The following is a 17308-nucleotide window of genomic DNA, read 5'->3' as shown; positions in this document are numbered from 1 at the left end:
TCACCGGAGCTTCAGCGTCGAAAGGCCGAGCATCGCAAGGCCGACGGCGACGATCCAGAAGCGGATCACCACCTGGCTCTCGGTCCAGCCCTTCTTCTCGAAGTGATGATGGATCGGCGCCATCAGGAAGACACGCCGGCCGGTCATCTTGAAGAAACCGACCTGGATGATGACCGACAGCGTCTCGATAACGAAGAGGCCGCCGATGATTGCCATGACGATCTCGTGCTTGGTGGCGACGGCGACGGTGCCGATCGTGCCGCCGAGTGCCAGCGACCCCGTGTCGCCCATGAAGATGGCGGCGGGCGGCGCGTTGAACCAGAGAAAGCCGAGGCCGGCGCCGATGACGGCGCCAAGCACGACGGCGAGTTCGCCGGTGCCGGGCACGAAATTGATCTGCAGGTAGTTCGCAAACACCACGTTGCCGGCGAGATAGGCGATGACGCCGAAGGAGGCGGCGGCGATCATCACAGGCACGATGGCAAGCCCGTCGAGACCGTCAGTCAGATTGACGGCATTGCCGGCGCCGACGATGACGAAGCCGCCGAAGACGACGAACATGATGCCGATATTGATCATGAAGTCCTTGAAGAAGGGAAAGGCGATCGAGGAGCCGAAGGTCGAGCCGGCAATCCCCGAGGCAAGGGCGGTGCGCATCATGAAATAGACGGCGATGCCGGCGATGACAAATTCGATACCGAGCCGCGCCTTACCGGAAAAGCCCATGTGGCTCTGCTTCGTTACCTTGAGATAATCGTCGTAGAAGCCGATCGCACCGAAGCCCAGCGTCACCAGCAGCGTGGCGACGACATAGACGTTGGAAAGATCGGCCCAGAGCAGCGACGCGCCGACGATGCCGGCGAGGATCATCAGCCCGCCCATGGTTGGCGTGCCGGCCTTCTTGAAATGCGTCTGCGGCCCGTCGGCGCGGATCGGCTGGCCCTTGCCCTGCCGGATGCGCAGCGAATTGATGATCATCGGCCCGAACAGGAAGACGATCAGTGCTGAGGTGAAGAGAGCAGCCCCCGTGCGGAAGGTAATATATCTGAACAGGTTCAGAAATTTGAAATATTCCGACAGTTCGACAAGCCAGATCAGCATTCAGGGCCCCTTGTTTACCCGATCAAAATTCGCGTTGCGTGTCGGCAAATGGCGGGAACTTGTCAAGGAGCGCGGCGACGATCTTGCCGAAACCGATGCCCAGAGACGATTTCACCATCAACACGTCGCCTGGCGCGACCGAGTTCAATACATAATCCGTCAATTCGTCCGTGTTCTCGCGATATTCGACATGGACGCTTTCCGGCAACGATTCCTTGAGCGCAGCCATCTCGGCTCCTGCGAGCCAGACATGTTCGATGCCGGCAGCAAGCAGCGGCACGGTAAGGTCGGTATGGACCTTTTGCGCATACTCGCCCATCTCAAGCATGTCGCCGAGCACGGCGATACGGCGTCCGCGGCCGGTCGGCTCGGAGGCTGCCAGCAGCGCGATCGCCGCGCGCATCGAGGCCGGATTGGCATTGTAGCTCTCGTCGATCAGCGTGAAGCTGCCGCCGCCGATCGAAAGCCGGTGGCGTTTGCCCCTGCCCTTTTCCGGCCTCAGCGTCGCAAGCGCTTCGATCGCATTCTGCATATCTGCGTCGACGATCCTGACGACCCCGAGCGCTGCGAGCGCATTCTCAGCGATATGGCGGCCCGGCGCGCCGAGCGCGACCTCCAGCGTCTCGCCGCCGATCGTCAGCCACAGCGTCGAATTCTCGTCGGAGCCGTTGAATTCTGCGAGCCGGAATTCGGCCTTGGCATGCTGGCCGAAAGAATGGATATGCTCGATGCCGAGCGACTGCGCCGTGCGGTCGAGGAAATTGAACTGGTCGTTGTCGCGGTTGAGCACGACATGGCCACCGGGTTCGAGCCCCTCGAAGATCTCGGCCTTGGCGGCGGCGATTTCCTTGATGTTCTTGAAATTGCCGAGATGCGCCGGCGCGATCGTCGTGATGATGGCGACATCGGGACGGATCATCGCCACCAGCGGCCGAATCTCGCCGGGATGATTCATGCCGACTTCGAAGACGCCGTAATCCGTATCCTCAGGCATGCGCGCCAGCGTCAGCGGCACGCCCCAATGATTGTTGAAGGAGGCGACGGAGGCGTGCACCTTGCCGGAGGGCGACAGCACATGCCGCAGCATTTCCTTGGTGGTCGTCTTTCCCACAGATCCCGTCACCGCGATGATCCGGGCCCGCGAGCGCTCACGCGAGGCAAGGCCGAGCCGGCCAAGTGCCGCGAGCACGTCTTCCACGACGATCATCGGCACCGTCAGGCGGCCCATGGCGGGAAGCCTCGCCTCGCTGACGACGAGAAGGGAAGCGCCGTTCGCCATCGCCATCGAGGCGTAGTCGTGACCGTCGACACGGTCGCCCTTGATCGCGAAGAAGGCTTGGCCTGGAGTAATCGAGCGGCTGTCGATGGAAATGCCGGTGATGCCCTCGGGCAGCGTGCCGAAAGGGCGCCCCGCCATCGCTGCGATCATGTCTTCCGTCGTCCAGAGCCAGCTCAAGATTTCAACTCCTCCAAGGCCTTGCGCACCTCCGCATGATCGGAGAACGGCAGGGTAATGCCGCCGATCGTCTGCCCTTCCTCATGCCCCTTGCCGGCGACGATCAGAGTATCGCCGGATCTCAGCATGCCGACCGCCTCGCGAATCGCCATGGCGCGATCGGCGATTTCCACGGCGCAGCTTGCTGCCGCCATGATCTCCGCCCGGATCGAGGCCGGCTCCTCCGAACGCGGATTATCGTCGGTGACGATAACGACGTCGGCAAGTCGGCAGGCGATTTCGCCCATGATCGGCCGTTTGCCGCGGTCACGGTCGCCGCCGCAGCCGAAAACGACGATGACGCGACCGGTAGTGAAGGGTCTGACCGAGCCCAGCACATTTTCCAGCGCATCCGGCTTGTGGGCGTAGTCGACATAGGCGAGCGCGCCGTCTTTTGTATGGCCGACGAGTTCGAGACGGCCGGACGCGCCGACGAGCTTCTCGAGCGCGGCCATTGCAACCTTCGCCTCAACGCCGGTCGACATGGCAAGCCCTGCTGCAACCAGCGCGTTGGCCACCTGGAAATCGCCCGCCAGCGGAATGTCCACCTCGAAGATCTCGCCGCCGATATGGATCTCGGCCATCTGCTTGTGGCGGAAGTGCTCGACGCGCTTCAACGAGAGATAATCGCCCTTCCGCCCGACGGTACGGATGTCGTGACCGGCATCGGTCGCGGCCTTAATCGCCTGCGCCGACCACGGATCGTCGGCAAAGATCACCGCGGGCGATCCCTTCGGCAGCAGCGTATCGAAAAGCCGCATCTTGGCGGCCATGTAGGCTTCGATCGTGGGATGATAATCCATGTGGTCGCGGCCGAGATTGGTGAAGGCGGCAGCCGCAAGCCTGACGCCGTCGAGCCGGCACTGGTCGAGACCGTGGCTGGAGGCCTCCATCGCGGCATGTGTCACGCCTTCTCCGGCAAGTTCCGCCAGCAGCGCATGTAGCGACACCGGATCGGGCGTCGTCAGCGAGCCATATTCGTTGCGCGTCGGCGAGACGACGCCCGTCGTGCCAATCATCGCGGCCGCGTGGCCGGCATACGCCCAGATCTGCCGGGTGAAAGAAGCGACGGAGGTTTTGCCCGCCGTGCCGGTGACGGCGACCATGGTGTCGGGCTGCCTGCCGTGGAAACGCGCGGCGGCGATGGAAAGGAAACGACGCGGCTCCTTGACCGCCAGCACGGGGATCGAAGCATCGACGGCTTGGGCGGCGATCGCGACGGCAGCGCCGCGGCCGGCGGCATCCACGATGAAGCCCGCGCCATCAGCCCTGGTGCCGGCGACCGCGACGAAGACATTGCCCGGCGCCACCTTGCGGCTATCCGAAGATAGGCCTGAAATATCAAGCAGGCCTGCCGGGCCTTCGAGCTGTGCTTCAAGTTCCGGAAACTGATCTCCGGCCAGGTCTCGCAATTTCATCGAATGCACTTTTCTCTCTTGAAGCCGGTTCACCCCTCGCGAATCGGCGTCGATATTCATTCACACTCAATAAGACACCAGCAAGGCCGATCCGCCCTCCCCGAATTTCGGCTCGATGCCGAGAATAGGGGCCGCGCGGCTGATGATGTCGCGGGCGATCGGACCGGCGGTACCTGCGGAGAGCGTTCCGCCATATTGCTTTTCGCCCGTTTTTGGCTCGTCGCAGAAGGTGATAACGGCATATCGGGGATTATCGATCGGGAAAGCGGAGATGAAGGAGTTGAAGTTCAGCGTCGAGGAGTAACGCCCATTCACCACCTTGTCCGCCGTGCCGGTCTTGCTGCCGACGGCAAAACCCGGCACGCGGGCGACCCGCCCCGATCCCTTGTAACCGTTGAAATCGAGGAGATGGCGCACTTCGTCGCTAGTCGACTTCTTAAGAACTTGCTTGGCGATCTGATCGGCCTGTTCGCGTGTGCGCGGCAGGAATGTCGGCTCGATCAGCTTGCCGCCGTTGACGAGTGCGGCAGCCGCCACCCCTGTCTGCAGCGCCGTCGTCGAGACGCCATGGCCGAAGGAAATCGTGATCGAATTGATCTTCTTCCAGACGCGCGGCTGGCTCGGCATCTTCACTTCGGGCAGCTCGGTCTGCATCTTCGTCAAGAGGCCTAACTTGGTGAGATAGTCCTTCTGAGCGTCGATGCCGACGATATCGATGACGCGCGCCGTACCGATATTCGAAGAATACTGGAAAATCTCGGGAACGGTCAGCCAGCGGCGCTGCCCGTGAAAATCGTGGATGGTGAAACCGCCGATATAGATCGATTTGCTGGCATCGAAACTGTCGGTCATCTTCACCTTGCCGCTATCAAGCGCCATGGCCAGCGAAAAGGTCTTGAAGGTAGAACCCATTTCGAAGGTGCCGTTGGTCATCCGGTTGAGCCAACCCTCCTTGGCGCCTTCCTGCGGATCGTTCGGATCGAAATCCGGCGCCGATGCCATCGCCAGCACTTCTCCCGTATGCACATCGATGATCGCGGCGCCGGCGCCTTTGGCCTGGAAGTTGTTGACAGCGTTGACGACCACGTCCCGAACGATGTTCTGCACGCGCAGGTCGATCGAAAGGCGCACCGGCTCGAGCGGCTGGTCGCTGGTCATGCCGACGGAGGCGAGATCGGCAAGCCCCTGGTCGTCGATAAATTTCTCCATGCCGGCGACACCGCGGTTGTCGATGTTGACGTAACCGAGGATGTGCGCGGCGGTCGCCCCGCCCGGATAGAAGCGGCGCTTCTCCGGCCGGAAGCCGATGCCGGGAATGCCGAGCGCCAGGATCTGGCTCTGCTGCTTCGGCGTCAGTTGCCGGCGCAGCCAGGCGAAATGCGAGGTCTTGACCGAGAGCTTCTTATAACTGTCTCTGACGTCGAGCTCGGGCAGCACCGTTGCAAGCTTCTCGACCGCCTCGTCGGCGTCGACGATCTTGTTCGGCTCGGCAAACAGCGAGACGGTGCGGATGTCGGTCGCCAGCACCTCGCCGTTGCGGTCGAGAATGTCGGGGCGCGAGGCCATCAGCCGGTCGGGCGGCAGGATGCTGGAGACGACCTCCTGGTCCTTCATCGCATATTCGACGAGACGGCCGCCGATGACGGCGTAGACGCCCATGAAGCCAAGGATCAGCAGGCCGACACGGCTTTTTGCCTGCCCTGATTTCTTCTTGCGCGACCCCTCGATCGCCAGGCCGGCGGGGGAAGGACCGCCAAACCGGTTATAGACGCCGGCGGAGAAATGCGCCTGGCTCTTCAAAACCATGATGCGGGAAAGAAACGACATTATTCCTCCACCGATCCGGTTTCGATCTGGTCTGCATCCTCAGTCTCGCCGCGCGGCGCGGGCATCGGAACGGGCTGCGCCTTGGCGGTGGCTTGCGCGCCCTTGGTGCCTGGCGCGCTCTTGGCGCTGGCCTCGGTCGCGCTCTTGGCGCTGGCCACGGTCGCGCCTTTGGCGCTGACCTTTGCCTCCGTCACGTCAGGCACGGGAACCTCAGATTTCAGCATCGGCAATTCCTTGGCATGCACGAGCGCCGTCGATTCCGTCGGCTGCAGCTTCAATTCTTCATTATAGGCCTTGACCAGACGCTCCAGCCGGTTCGGCTGCGATTGCAGTGCCCAGTCGGCCTTGAGAAGGTCAATCGTGTCCTTCTCAAGCTTGATCTCTGCTTCGAGGCGATGAACCTCCTCGACCTTCAATTCGGCGCGGTGCTTGATCGTGTAGGTCACGGTGGCGGTGGCCGTCATGACGCCGATGAGCACGAGATCGAACGTTTTCAGCATATCAACCTCCAAGTTTTCCGAGACTGGCAAGATTGGGAAACCCGAAGAGCGACATATCCGCGGCTTCGGCGGCGGCGTCCGTCCTCAGACCGGCGCGCAGCTTCGCGGAGCGGGCGCGCGGATTGATCTCCGCCTCCGCCTCGCTTGCCGAAACCAATGGCTTGCCGACCGCCGCAAAGGTTGCCGCCCGCTCATGCGCGACCGGCAGATGCCGCGAACCCGAAGCCTTGCCGGCGCGATCGGAGAAGAACTTCTTGACGATGCGGTCTTCGAGCGAATGAAAGGTGACGACGACAAGCCGCCCACCGGGCTTCAGTACCGTCTCCGCCGCAAACAGCGCCTGCGCCAGTTCGCCGAGCTCGTCGTTGACGAAGATACGCAAGGCCTGGAAGACGCGCGTTGCAGGATGGATCTTGTCTTTCATCTTGCGTGGCGTGACGACTTCAATGAGACCGGCGAGATCGCGTGTCGTTTCGAACGGTTTTTCCTCGCGTCGCTTCTCGATCGCATGGGCGATACGCGGTGCCTGGCTTTCCTCGCCGAGAAAATGGAAGATGCGGATGAGATCGGCGACCTTGGCGCGGTTGACGACATCGGCGGCCGAAACGCCTTCGGCCGACATGCGCATATCGAGCGGCCCGTTCTTCTGGAAGGAGAAGCCACGTTCGGCCTCGTCGATCTGCATGGAGGAGACGCCGATATCGAGCACGACGCCATCGAGCCCGCCTTGCGGCGCATGATCGGCAAGATGCGAGAATTGCGAATGAACGAGCCTGAGACGACCGCCATGGGCGGCAACCATCGCTTGGCCGGCCGCAATCGCCGTCGGATCACGATCGAGCGCGATCACCTCGGCGCCGGCAGCAAGGATGGCTGAACTGTAACCGCCCGCGCCGAACGTACCGTCGAGGATGAGTTTGCCGGGCGCGGGCGCCAATGCCGCAAGAACTTCAGCGAGAAGAACAGGAATGTGACGAACCGGTCCGCCACCGGCATCAGTTGAACCTCCGCCAGGATTCGCCACCATTCCGTTCCCTCGTTGTTTCAGGAACGCTTGCCCGCCAGCTTGCGCTCCCCTCGTGCCTGCGCCTGTGCGGCCACAAAAGCCTGCGGCTGCCAGAGCTGAAAATGATCCGCCCGACCGACGAAGGTCACTTCGTCCGAGATGCCGGTAAAGCCACGAATGAAATCCGTGACCATCAACCGCCCCTCGGCGTCGAGCTTCATGAAGACCCCGCCTCCATGAATGAGAAGCGACATCTCGTTCGCATCCGGCGAAAACGGATCCTCCGCAGCAATCTGCCGTTCGAATCTTTCGAGAAGATCCGGACCGCCGATGCTGATCGCCGGAAACACAAAGTCCTGGAAGCAGTAGAGCTCCTGGACGTTGCGCTGCGCCAGCACGGAACGGAAAGCCGAAGGCACGGAAACCCTGCCCTTGGCGTCGATCCTGTTGGTCGCATTCGAAAGGAAGCGGCTCATGACACGAAACATCCGTTCCCGCAGGGATCCGGACGACCAAAAGACGCCCGAAACTCCCGATATCAGGCACAGCTTCGCAAGCCGGATGAGCCAAAACCCCTCCGACGCTTCCGGAGAGGAAGACGCCTTTGCTTTGCGATAAATGGGCAGATAATTGCCCTGATGCAGTGCGCATTTGGGATAGCATGGGACCATATGGGCGTCAATGGGATACGCCTATTTTGCAATAGACGCATGATCAAAAATTTATAAGCCGTTAAGTTTAACAAAGGGTTAGCGGAGTCATCTTACAAATGACACGCATTGGTATCCCTTCAGGAAAAATCCATCCGATGGATGCGTAAACATCTGCTTGAAAACAGCCGGTTTCAGCGACTTACGCTGAAAATCCGGCTGCCGCGCCGTTAAGATGATAATCGCCAGTTGGCCTGTAAGCCGGGTTCTGTATGGCTCCGGCGTGAACCGGAACGTGGCAGCCATTCCTCTGGGACAGCGTTCGCACGCTGCCTCACGCAACCCACCCGGATGACTGGCCTGGAAACCAGCCGGAAGGCCTTTCGGCCTACCGCGTCATCCCTATTCGGTCTTGCTCCCGGTGGGGTTTACCGTGCCATTTCCGTTGCCGGAGATGCGGTGGGCTCTTACCCCACCCTTTCACCCTTACCTGTCATGACAGGCGGTTTGCTTTCTGTGGCACTTTCCCTGAGGTCACCCTCGCCGGACGTTATCCGGCACCGTGTTTCCGTGGAGCCCGGACTTTCCTCACCCTACCGCCTTTCGGCATTGGTAAAGCGCGGCTGCCCAGCCAACTGGCAGGGCTCCCATAAACGAGAGAGATCGCAATTGCTATCGAAATCAAAATTTACTTACCGAAATTGCGGTGTGAAATCCGTGGAATAGCCCTGTTCGCTGATTCCGCCTGACAAAAGCAGCTCGGCCCCAAGCCGACCGATTTCGTCCGAGCTCTTGGCCGACGTCCCGGCGCAGCCCGTCAACACCGCGATCTCGGGCGATGAGCTATAGCCAATCATCGGATAGCCGCTTTCCGTATGCGACACGACGCAGGCGGCCGTCGAAATCGAAAGCGGCACCATATCGGGCACAAGACCTTCAACGATGCGCTTGAGATGCGCGCGCACTGTATCGCGCCCCTCGGTCTTGAACCAGGCGCGCATTTCCGTGTCGTCGCTGAGCGTCAGATCGTCAGGATCGCCACCGATCTTCAGGTAGAATTTGCCGTCGGGATACCGGATCGGCGGCAGCAGGTAGATATCGATGCCAGGCGCCCGGAGAATGAGCGATGGCATCGCGACCAGGCGTGCCGCGTCGGCATCGCTTACCTCGAAAAGCGTCACGGTCCGGGCATAAACCGTCATGGCAACGGGCTGCGGCAACAGATTCTCCGAAATGGAAAATCCGCCTGCTGCCAGCAGCACCTTTTCAGCACGATAGATCAGGCCACCTGATGTCTCGACGGCAGCCGATCCACCTTCGCTGCGGATCGAAACGACATGATCGCGAATGACGGCCGCACCAGCCTGTTCCGCCAGCAACGATTGGGCTTTCACAAGCTTTCGCGGACTGATGTGGCCGGCGCCCCTCGCCTCGAAGACGCCCGCGCCCCCATCGGGAAAGGCGAAGAAGGGAAAGGCAGCTTTCAGCCCCTGCTCGTCGAGCAGGCTGGTCTCGACGCCGAGCGAAACGGCGGCCCGTCGGGTTTTCTCGAGATAATCGCCCCCGGTCGGCGCGACGACGACGCAGCCGACTTCGCGATAGAAATCGATGCCGCTGTCGCGGGCGATCTCACCATAGCGGTCGATCGAGCGGTTGGCGAGCAGCGCCCAATTGCGGTCGGGATCGATGGTGCGAGTGATGCGCCCCTCATCATAATGGCTGGCGAAGACACCCTGATGCGTCTTGCGGTCAACAGGCTCGTCCGGGCCAATCACCGCGACACCGTCCGCTTGGCGTGCCAGATATTTTGCGGCCGCGGCACCCATCATGCCGCGGCCGATAACGATGAACCTGAAACCGACTGCCATATCGCACCTCGCTAAATGCCAGCGATACCATGGCAATCGTCTTGAATCATCCAGCTCTTTTCAGGGATAAGCGCTTCAGGCTCAGAGCATTGCCAGAACCTTGCCGCAATAGGACTTGGACACCGGGTTCATGCGCGTGGCGCCATGGCCGGCATTGTATTTGAGGATGGTGTTGCAAGTCTCGCCACCACCGAGATCATGGGCCGCAGCCAGATATTTCATGCCGTACTTGATGTTGGTTTCGGGATCGAACAGGCCCTTGGCGCTGCCGGAATAGCCCATCATGCGGGCAGTTGCAGGCTTTATCTGCATCAGGCCGATTTCACCGTGGCTGCCGCGCGCATTCGGATTGAAATTGCTTTCGATGCGGATGACCGCGGTCGCAAGCGCAACCGGTACATCATATTGGTTCGCATATTTGCTGATCAGTGCGGAATAGGAATTGCCGGAAACATTGGCGACGGGATAACCGCTCTGGCGCTCGACCGTCTTCAGCGGGCGTTCCGCCGTCTTGAGCGGACGCTTCGCCGGCTTGACCGAACGCTCCGCTTTCTTCAACGGACGCTCTGTCTTCTTCGAAGGACGCTCGACCTTCTTCACCGGCGCATCGGCTCGCACACCCCAATCATTCGCAAAGGCAAAGCTATTTCCCGCCAGCACCATGCCAACGCATGTTGCAGCAACAACAATCAGTTTTCTCATGTAGTCTTGAACACTCCGACCCAAAGAATTTCCGGACGGCGCGCCTCGCTGTCATAATGAATACCAGATCAAGGACCGATCGGGATTCACGGTAATTCTTATCGTTTCACATAACGCCCTTGGTTTAACTCGAAAACAACCCCGAGCACCGCTTGGCGGAGGTTCTTAGACCATCGCAATGAGGAGATAATAGGGAAATGATGTGGCAGACCGAATTTCGCGCTGCAGTGCGAAATTCGGCGTTTCAGTAATTGTCGAGGAATCAGGAATAATGCGGCAAAGCCGACAGCAGCCGGTGCAGCGTGTCGATCGTCGAGAAATCGGCGATACCATCTATCCGTTCGGGCCGAAAATGGCGCTGGAAAGCTTCGACGTCACCCGCCGTTTTTTCCGAGAATTTGCCTGTGATTTCAGTGCCGTAACCATAAAGCGACAGCATTGACTGCAGCGCTTCCACAGGTTGACCGGTATCGCCGCGTTGGAAGAAGCGCCCACCGGTGATCGTTGCCGGCTCGACCCAGTGCCCGATGCCTGCTTGGTGGAGCGCGGCCCAGGGGAATTTCTCGCCCGGATCGACCTTGCGGATCGGAGCGACATCGGAATGCCCGAGGACCCGTTCCGGCGTGATCGACCAACGTTTGACACAGTCGCGACACAATTCGATCACCGCGGCGATCTGCTCTTTCGGATAATCAGGAAGCCCGCCCGGATGGCCGGCATTGGCGATCTCGATGCCGATCGACAGCGAATTGATATCGGTCTCGCCGTGCCAGCTGCTTTTTCCCGCATGCCAGGCACGCCGCATTTCCGGCACGAGCTGCACGACCTCGCCATTCTCATGCACGAAATAATGGCTGGAAACCTGACTTTCGGCGCGACAGAGCCAGTCGAGCGCACCATCTGCCGTCGGCATGCCGGTATAGTGCAGCAGGATCATATCGGGACGGCGCCCGTCCGCCCGTTCGCCATGGTTCGGCGAAGGTTGCACGCGGGCGCTTCTGCAGTCGGCCTCGAAAGAGGTCATGCGGCGCGGCGTTCCTTCTCGATCGCCTCATAGGCCGCGTTCAGCGCCGCCATGCGCTCATTGGCGATCACATGGAATTCCTTCGGCACGCCGCGCGAAATCAGCCGGTCGGGATGATGTTCGCTGACGAGGCCGTGGTAACGGCGGCGGATGGTCGGGAAATCATCGGAAGGCGAGACGCCGAGCACCTTGTAGGGATCGCCGCCGGACGACACGTGGCGGGCGGCGATCTGCTCGAAGCGGATCTCGCTCATCTGGAAGATCTCGCCGATATGGCGCAGGAAATTCAGTTCCTTCTCATGGATCAGCCCGTCGGCCTTGGCGATGTGGAAGAGGCCGTCGAGCACGTCTTCCAGCACCGGGCAATTGGCCGCACAGGTTACGCACAGCGTCGAGAGCCGTTCGGCATAGGCTTCGTAGCCGGCGACGTCCTGGCGCGCGAGATTGTAGAGCCTGGCGACATTCTTCGCCTGATCCTGCGGAAACTCGAAGATTTCGCGAAAGGCTTCGACCTCCTTCTCGCTGACGATGCCGTCAGCCTTGGCCATCTTGGCCGACAGCGCGATAATCGCCACCGAGAAAGCCACCTTACGCCGGGTCTCGGGATCGCCTTCAAAAACCGTGCGGATAGCCTCGACCACCGCAGACAGCGCATTGCCTGCAGTATTGCCAATGGCATTCAACAGTTTTTCCCAGAAGGACATCGAAAATCTCACACACTTGTCAACTTATAGAGAAACAGCTTGACCAAAGAATCGCAGCCTTTGCAAGGCGACTATTCGTCGTAGGGCCGAACACAGTTTTCACGATTTGGTAATTGTCGCACCGCAACAAACGATTCATCACGCCCGCTTTCATCTCGCATGAGGGCATGGACGGCGGTCGCCGGCATTGCCAGGGCACGTGGATTCCGGAACGCGCGGCGGAAATTTCCACGGGCAGTTCCCGACCGCAGACCTGGTTGAAACGATTATATCAGCACTTCGCGTCGCCTTTGCAGTCCAACATGGCAGAAACGTGCATTTTTCGTAAATTCTTTACTTTACAGGGCCCTTTCCCTGCCGCATCCATGCGCTAGCTAACGCTGCCGCACCGAAACACCGTAGGAGGGATCATGGCCAAACAGAAAGTCGCAATGCTGACCGCCGGAGGCCTGGCGCCCTGTCTTTCGTCCGCCGTCGGCGGCCTTATCGAACGCTATAGCGACGTCGCGCCCGAACTCGAAATCGTCGCTTACAAGTCGGGCTACCAGGGTGTGCTCCTCGGCGACAGCATCGAGATCAGCCGCGCGATGCGCGAAAAGGCGCCGCTGCTGCACCGCTACGGTGGCTCGCCGATCGGCAACAGCCGCGTCAAGCTCACCAATGCCGCCGACTGCGTCAAGCGCGGCCTGGTCAAGGAGGGCGAGAATCCGCTGCGGGTCGCCGCCGAACGCCTCGCCAATGACGGCATCACCATTCTCCACACGATCGGCGGCGACGACACCAACACCACGGCCGCCGACCTTGCCGCCTACCTCGCCGCCAACGGCTACGATCTCACCGTCGTCGGCCTGCCGAAGACTGTCGACAATGACGTCGTGCCGATCCGCCAGTCTCTCGGCGCCTGGACGGCCGCCGAAGTCGGCGCGCATTTCTTCGACAATGTCGGCAACGAGCAGACCGCCGCCCCCCGCACCCTCGTCATCCATGAAGTCATGGGCCGCCATTGCGGCTGGCTGACGGCCGCCACCGCCCGCGCCTATCTGCAGCGCACCAGCCGCAACCAGTATGTCGACGGCCTGATGATGGACGCGCACCTGAAGAGTATCGACGCCGTCTACCTGCCTGAGATGGCCTTCGACCTCGACGCCGAGGCCGCCCGGCTGAAGGAAAGCATGGACCGCAACGGCCACGCCACGGTCTTCGTCTCGGAAGGCGCCTGCCTCGATGCCATCGTCGCCGAGCGCGAAGCCGCCGGCGAGACCGTCAAGCGCGATGCTTTCGGCCATGTGAAAATCGACACGATCAATGTCGGCGCCTGGTTCCAGAAGCAGTTCGCCAATCTGCTCGACGCCGAGCGTTCCCTGGTGCAGAAATCAGGTTATTTCGCCCGCTCGGCGCCCGCCAACGGCGATGATCTCAGGCTGATCCAGAGCATGGTCGATCTCGCCGTCGAAAGCGCGCTCAACAAAGTCTCCGGCGTCACCGGCCATGATGAAAGCCAGAACGGTAAATTGCGCACTATAGAATTCCCGCGCATCAAGGGCGGCAAGGCTTTTGACCTTTCGACGGCATGGTTTGCCGAAGTCATGGACAATATAGGCCAGAAATACAAAGAAGCGTGATTGACGGATGGTTAATATGATGTCTTTGCTTGTTCCTGAGGAATAGGAGGAGACACCATGTCACTTGAAGCTTGGCTCGCTTTTGCGGCCGCATCCGCCATCATGCTGGCCATACCGGGGCCGACGATACTGCTCGTCGTTTCCTATGCGCTCGGTCATGGGCGCCGGACGGCGTTCGCGACGGTGGGCGGCGTGGCGCTTGGTGACTTCACGGCGATGACGGCCTCTCTCTTCGGTCTCGGCGCCGTCCTGGCCGCCTCGGCGACCCTCTTCACCGTCTTGAAGTGGATCGGCGGCGCCTACCTGATCTGGCTGGGAATCAAGCTCTGGCGGGCTCCCATCATCGGCGAACCGATTGCCGACAACGACAACCTGCCGGAGGAAAAGTCGGTCAAGATCTTCCTCCACGCCTATGTCGTCACCGCCCTCAATCCGAAGAGCATCATCTTCTTCGTCGCCTTCGTGCCGCAGTTCCTCAATCCGGCCCTGCCCTTCGTCGGGCAGATGGCGATCATGGAAGCCACCTTCCTCGTGCTGGCGATCCTCAACGCTTCCACCTACGCCTTTCTCGCCCATAGCGCACGCGGACTGATTCGCAAGGCGAGCATCCAGCGCGCCGTAAACCGAACCGGAGGCACTCTGCTGATCGCTGCAGGCGCCGTAACGGCCGGGTATCGCCGTATTGCAGCGTAGAAATATTCCGAAATATTCCGTGGTTGCCGGAATGTCACGAATAGGTTAATGGGGTCACCAGGGCTTAAGGCTTTTGGTAACTTTTATACGCTGCCGGGGCGGCGCGATTTCACGAAAGTGGCGGAATGGTAGCGATCGGATTATCCGGCCTGAAACGCAGTCTTGTCGTCTCGACGATACTCTGCGGCGTGATGACGGGATGTACGAGCGTCGAATACACGTCCCAGGCCGAACTGACAGCCGCCCAGACCGTCGTGCCCATGCCGAAACCCGGCGAAGATGCAACACTCGCCGCGATCCCGACAGCCGAAGGCGCAGCCGGTCAGTCGTTTTCAGGCGCCACCATTCCACAGACATCCCCCTCCCTGACCGCAACGGCGATGCCGGCCGTGACAGCCTCCCAGCCTGGCGATCTTACCATACAGGCAGGCATGCAGCCGGCAGCCTATGCGCAGATCCCGCTGACGCCCGAGATGACGGCGATTCAGTCCGTGGTACCGACGCCGCGTCCGGGAACGCCGGCACAGCCGACGACGCAGCTTGCCTTTGCCGCGACACCGCAAAACAGCGCGCTTGCAGCACTTGCCGCAGTCGACACCACGCCGCGTGCCAGCATGGACTACGGTTTCGACGAATCCAGGCCAATCGATCCCCCGACCGCCCCCCCGATGTTCAGCGACGACGACAAAAACGATGCGCCGACCGTCGAGAAGAGCTTTGTCACCAAGCTCATCCAGAAATATTCGAAAATCTACGAAATTCCCGAGACCCTGCTCCATCGCGTCGTCCATCGCGAGAGCCGCTATAATGCGAAGGCCTACAACAAGCGCGGCTATTTCGGCCTCATGCAGATCAAGTACAACACCGCCAAGTCGATGGGCTATGACGGTGCCCCGGGCGGCCTCTTCGATGCCGAAACCAACATCAAATATGCTGCGAAATATCTGCGCGGCGCCTGGCTCGTCTCCGACAGCAAGGAAGACGATGCCGTTCGCCTCTACGCCCGCGGCTATTATTACGACGCCAAGCGCAAGGGCATGACCGACATCGCCCACGGTAACTACTGAAACCCGGCAATTGTTGAAACAGGGATGACGGGTGAAACGGTGGCCTATGGCTACGGCTGGGCTTGCCGTTGCGATCCGGCCTGCTGCTCCGGCGCTCCCGATTGCGGCAAAGCCGCCAGGATCGCCTTGAGAAGCGTCCGCGGCTGGTAGCCGAACCAGCTCGGCGTCAGTCCGAACCGAACCACGACCAGATTGGCGGACGGCACGATCGCCATGCTCTGCCCGTCATGCCCCGTCAGCCAGAACGTATCCTCCGGCAGCCCAAACGCGGCGCTCGAGCCGCCGCCGGGGGCAAGCCAGGCCTGGCCCTGCGTGTACCGGCCGTTCGAAGCAGCCGTCGGGGTGCGCATGGCGCCGACAAAACCCTCCGGCAATAGACGCTGGCCGTTCCACACGCCATCCTGCAGCAGGAACTGCCCGAAGCGCGCCCAGTCATGTGCAGTCGCATAAAGATAGGAGCTTCCGGCGAACGTGCCGCGCGCATCGAGTTCGAACACGGCGCTCGTCATGCCGAGCGGGGAAAACAACGCGTCGCGCGGATAGGAAAAAGCCGCCTGAGCATTGCCGACCCTGTCCATCCAGATGCGCGACAAAAGCACCGCCGTGCCACTCGAATAGCGGAATCGCTTGCCGGGGGCCGCCTCCATCGGCGCATTGGCCGGCAGCGATACCATGTCGGGATCGAGATAGAGCATGCGCGTTACGTCGGCGACATCGCCATAGTTCTCGTTGAAGGCAAGGCCGCTTTCCATGCCAAGCAGGTCGGAAACCTTTATTTTGGCGCGAGCATCGTCCTTCCACTGCGCCAGCAGATGATCGTCGTCGAAGGAGATCTTGCCGTCGAGCATCAGGCGACCGAGGATCGCCGCATTCACGGTCTTCGTCATCGACCATCCGATCAGCGGCGTCTTCGCCGAGAATCCGGGGGCATAGGCCTCCGCGACGATGCGACCATCCCGCACTACCACGACCGCTCGCATGGCCGGGCCGGCAAGCCCGGAATCGGCCAGCACAGCGGCAACTTTCGTGTCGGGATCGCCGACGTCCTCGCCCTGCGGCCATAAAGCAGGGTTCGTTTCCATCTTGGCCGGCGCGTCGAAGGGGACGGCATTCGCTGCCGCCTCGAAATCGCCATCCGGCACACTCGTGCAGCCGAGCCCACCGCGATAGAGCGCATAACTCGATGCAAACAGCCCCATGAAGCGAGCCGTCACTCGGCCATTGTCACGGTCGACACTGACGCGCACAAGCCGCAGCAGCGGGTTTCCCGGCGCCTGCACATCGTCCTCCAGCACGTCCTCGGCGTTGCGCCCGGCGATGAAGACGTTGGAACAGACAATCTTGGCGGCATAGCCGTCCCCGACACGCAGGAGCTCCGGCGGACTGACGAACAACCAGGCGGCGCCGGCAACGACGAAGAGAACGAGAAGGAGAGCAAGCGCCTTCAAGACACGCAGGACAAATCGCATGGCATTCCTCCGAATGCCCGGAGAGAAGCAGGAATTGCGTCTGCCGGAAAGGGGGCGGCGCGAAGAAGATCCGTCGCCTCGATCACTTTCCGAGGAGCTTGATGTTTTCGAACGGCGCGCGCCCACAGCCCGCGTCATCAAACTGTAGCAGTGGCGCGCTAC

Annotated in this window: 15 protein-coding genes and 1 other RNA gene; 3 read left to right on the top strand and 13 right to left on the bottom strand. The window is 61.1% G+C overall.

Going from position 1 to position 17308, the window contains the following annotated elements; translation table 11 throughout:
• The 12 genes from mraY to RWK44_RS21780 all read right to left on the bottom strand — a co-directional run bounded on the left by mraY (window position 1) and on the right by RWK44_RS21780 (window position 12295).
• Window positions 1-1101, bottom strand: a complete 1101-nt coding sequence (mraY, locus tag RWK44_RS21835) for a phospho-N-acetylmuramoyl-pentapeptide-transferase (RefSeq protein ID WP_131666291.1) — start codon at window positions 1099-1101, stop codon at window positions 1-3.
• Window positions 1102-1123: 22 nt separating this feature from the next.
• Window positions 1124-2557, bottom strand: a complete 1434-nt coding sequence (locus tag RWK44_RS21830; protein ID WP_222060628.1) for a UDP-N-acetylmuramoylalanyl-D-glutamyl-2,6-diaminopimelate--D-alanyl-D-alanine ligase — start codon at window positions 2555-2557, stop codon at window positions 1124-1126.
• Window positions 2554-4074 (bottom strand): UDP-N-acetylmuramoyl-L-alanyl-D-glutamate--2,6-diaminopimelate ligase, encoded by a 1521-nt coding sequence (locus RWK44_RS21825; protein WP_222060627.1) that lies wholly within the window; start codon window positions 4072-4074, stop codon window positions 2554-2556. Before RWK44_RS21825 ends, RWK44_RS21830 begins: the two co-directional genes overlap by 4 nt.
• 6 nt (window positions 4075-4080) lie before the next feature.
• On the bottom strand, window positions 4081-5841 hold the full coding sequence (locus tag RWK44_RS21820; protein WP_316029370.1) for a peptidoglycan D,D-transpeptidase FtsI family protein: 1761 nt from the start codon (window positions 5839-5841) through the stop codon (window positions 4081-4083).
• Window positions 5841-6341: a cell division protein FtsL gene (ftsL, locus tag RWK44_RS21815; protein ID WP_168284640.1), complete on the bottom strand. Its 501-nt coding sequence runs from the start codon at window positions 6339-6341 to the stop codon at window positions 5841-5843. The genes RWK44_RS21820 and ftsL overlap by 1 nt, the downstream gene beginning before the upstream one ends.
• 1 nt (window position 6342) lies before the next feature.
• A complete protein-coding gene (rsmH, locus tag RWK44_RS21810) occupies window positions 6343-7368 on the bottom strand; it encodes a 16S rRNA (cytosine(1402)-N(4))-methyltransferase RsmH (RefSeq protein ID WP_168284639.1) in 1026 nt (341 codons plus the stop codon).
• A gap of 17 nt (window positions 7369-7385) precedes the next feature.
• Window positions 7386-7823: a division/cell wall cluster transcriptional repressor MraZ gene (mraZ, locus tag RWK44_RS21805; protein WP_025395324.1), complete on the bottom strand. Its 438-nt coding sequence runs from the start codon at window positions 7821-7823 to the stop codon at window positions 7386-7388.
• Window positions 7824-8238: 415 nt separating this feature from the next.
• Window positions 8239-8636, bottom strand: an RNA gene (gene rnpB, locus RWK44_RS21800) — RNase P RNA component class A.
• Between the two features lie 53 nt (window positions 8637-8689).
• The gene (locus RWK44_RS21795) at window positions 8690-9865 is read right to left on the bottom strand and encodes an NAD(P)/FAD-dependent oxidoreductase (RefSeq protein ID WP_316029369.1); all 1176 of its coding nucleotides are present in this window, start codon (window positions 9863-9865) and stop codon (window positions 8690-8692) included.
• Between the two features lie 81 nt (window positions 9866-9946).
• A complete protein-coding gene (locus RWK44_RS21790) occupies window positions 9947-10567 on the bottom strand; it encodes a lytic transglycosylase domain-containing protein (protein WP_062945306.1) in 621 nt (206 codons plus the stop codon).
• Window positions 10568-10829: 262 nt separating this feature from the next.
• Window positions 10830-11591 carry an N-acetylmuramoyl-L-alanine amidase gene (locus RWK44_RS21785; protein WP_168284637.1) on the bottom strand — a complete coding sequence of 254 codons (762 nt, stop codon included), beginning with the start codon at window positions 11589-11591 and terminating at the stop codon, window positions 10830-10832.
• Window positions 11588-12295, bottom strand: a complete 708-nt coding sequence (locus RWK44_RS21780) for a J domain-containing protein (RefSeq protein ID WP_017961314.1) — start codon at window positions 12293-12295, stop codon at window positions 11588-11590. The genes RWK44_RS21785 and RWK44_RS21780 overlap by 4 nt, the downstream gene beginning before the upstream one ends.
• 410 nt (window positions 12296-12705) lie before the next feature.
• On the opposite strand from RWK44_RS21780, the gene RWK44_RS21775 reads away from it, so the two are divergent.
• The 3 genes from RWK44_RS21775 (at window position 12706) to RWK44_RS21765 (ending at window position 15677) form a co-directional block, all read left to right on the top strand.
• Complete coding sequence (locus tag RWK44_RS21775) at window positions 12706-13917, top strand: pyrophosphate--fructose-6-phosphate 1-phosphotransferase (protein ID WP_168284636.1); 1212 nt, start codon at window positions 12706-12708, stop codon at window positions 13915-13917.
• A 57-nt stretch (window positions 13918-13974) separates the two neighbouring features.
• Window positions 13975-14610 (top strand): LysE family translocator, encoded by a 636-nt coding sequence (locus RWK44_RS21770; RefSeq protein WP_131666299.1) that lies wholly within the window; start codon window positions 13975-13977, stop codon window positions 14608-14610.
• A 125-nt stretch (window positions 14611-14735) separates the two neighbouring features.
• On the top strand, window positions 14736-15677 hold the full coding sequence (locus RWK44_RS21765; RefSeq protein ID WP_316029368.1) for a transglycosylase SLT domain-containing protein: 942 nt from the start codon (window positions 14736-14738) through the stop codon (window positions 15675-15677).
• A gap of 50 nt (window positions 15678-15727) precedes the next feature.
• Here the strand turns inward: RWK44_RS21765 and RWK44_RS21760 are convergent, their stop codons facing one another.
• Window positions 15728-17146: a serine hydrolase domain-containing protein gene (locus RWK44_RS21760; RefSeq protein WP_316029367.1), complete on the bottom strand. Its 1419-nt coding sequence runs from the start codon at window positions 17144-17146 to the stop codon at window positions 15728-15730.
• Window positions 17147-17308: the final 162 nt, after the last annotated feature.

It is taken from the genome of Rhizobium sp. 25PS6, assembly GCF_032464655.1.
Lineage (GTDB): Bacteria > Pseudomonadota > Alphaproteobacteria > Rhizobiales > Rhizobiaceae > Rhizobium > Rhizobium laguerreae.
This window is presented reverse-complemented; position numbering and strand designations above follow the sequence as displayed.

Excerpts from the sequence above, each read along its gene's own strand:
- ftsL (WP_168284640.1), bottom strand. The coding sequence starts at position 6,341 with ATGCTGAAAACGTTCGATCTCGTGCTCATCGGCGTCATGACGGCCACC.
- RWK44_RS21780 (WP_017961314.1), bottom strand. The coding sequence starts at position 12,295 with ATGTCCTTCTGGGAAAAACTGTTGAATGCCATTGGCAATACTGCAGGC.
- RWK44_RS21795 (WP_316029369.1), bottom strand. The coding sequence starts at position 9,865 with ATGGCAGTCGGTTTCAGGTTCATCGTTATCGGCCGCGGCATGATGGGT.
- RWK44_RS21790 (WP_062945306.1), bottom strand. The coding sequence starts at position 10,567 with ATGAGAAAACTGATTGTTGTTGCTGCAACATGCGTTGGCATGGTGCTG.
- RWK44_RS21760 (WP_316029367.1), bottom strand. The coding sequence starts at position 17,146 with ATGCGATTTGTCCTGCGTGTCTTGAAGGCGCTTGCTCTCCTTCTCGTT.
- RWK44_RS21775 (WP_168284636.1), top strand. The coding sequence starts at position 12,706 with ATGGCCAAACAGAAAGTCGCAATGCTGACCGCCGGAGGCCTGGCGCCC.
- RWK44_RS21770 (WP_131666299.1), top strand. The coding sequence starts at position 13,975 with ATGTCACTTGAAGCTTGGCTCGCTTTTGCGGCCGCATCCGCCATCATG.
- RWK44_RS21765 (WP_316029368.1), top strand. The coding sequence starts at position 14,736 with ATGGTAGCGATCGGATTATCCGGCCTGAAACGCAGTCTTGTCGTCTCG.
- RWK44_RS21820 (WP_316029370.1), bottom strand. The coding sequence starts at position 5,841 with ATGTCGTTTCTTTCCCGCATCATGGTTTTGAAGAGCCAGGCGCATTTC.
- RWK44_RS21825 (WP_222060627.1), bottom strand. The coding sequence starts at position 4,074 with ATGAATATCGACGCCGATTCGCGAGGGGTGAACCGGCTTCAAGAGAGA.
- rsmH (WP_168284639.1), bottom strand. The coding sequence starts at position 7,368 with ATGGTGGCGAATCCTGGCGGAGGTTCAACTGATGCCGGTGGCGGACCG.
- mraY (WP_131666291.1), bottom strand. The coding sequence starts at position 1,101 with ATGCTGATCTGGCTTGTCGAACTGTCGGAATATTTCAAATTTCTGAAC.
- RWK44_RS21785 (WP_168284637.1), bottom strand. The coding sequence starts at position 11,591 with ATGACCTCTTTCGAGGCCGACTGCAGAAGCGCCCGCGTGCAACCTTCG.
- mraZ (WP_025395324.1), bottom strand. The coding sequence starts at position 7,823 with ATGAGCCGCTTCCTTTCGAATGCGACCAACAGGATCGACGCCAAGGGC.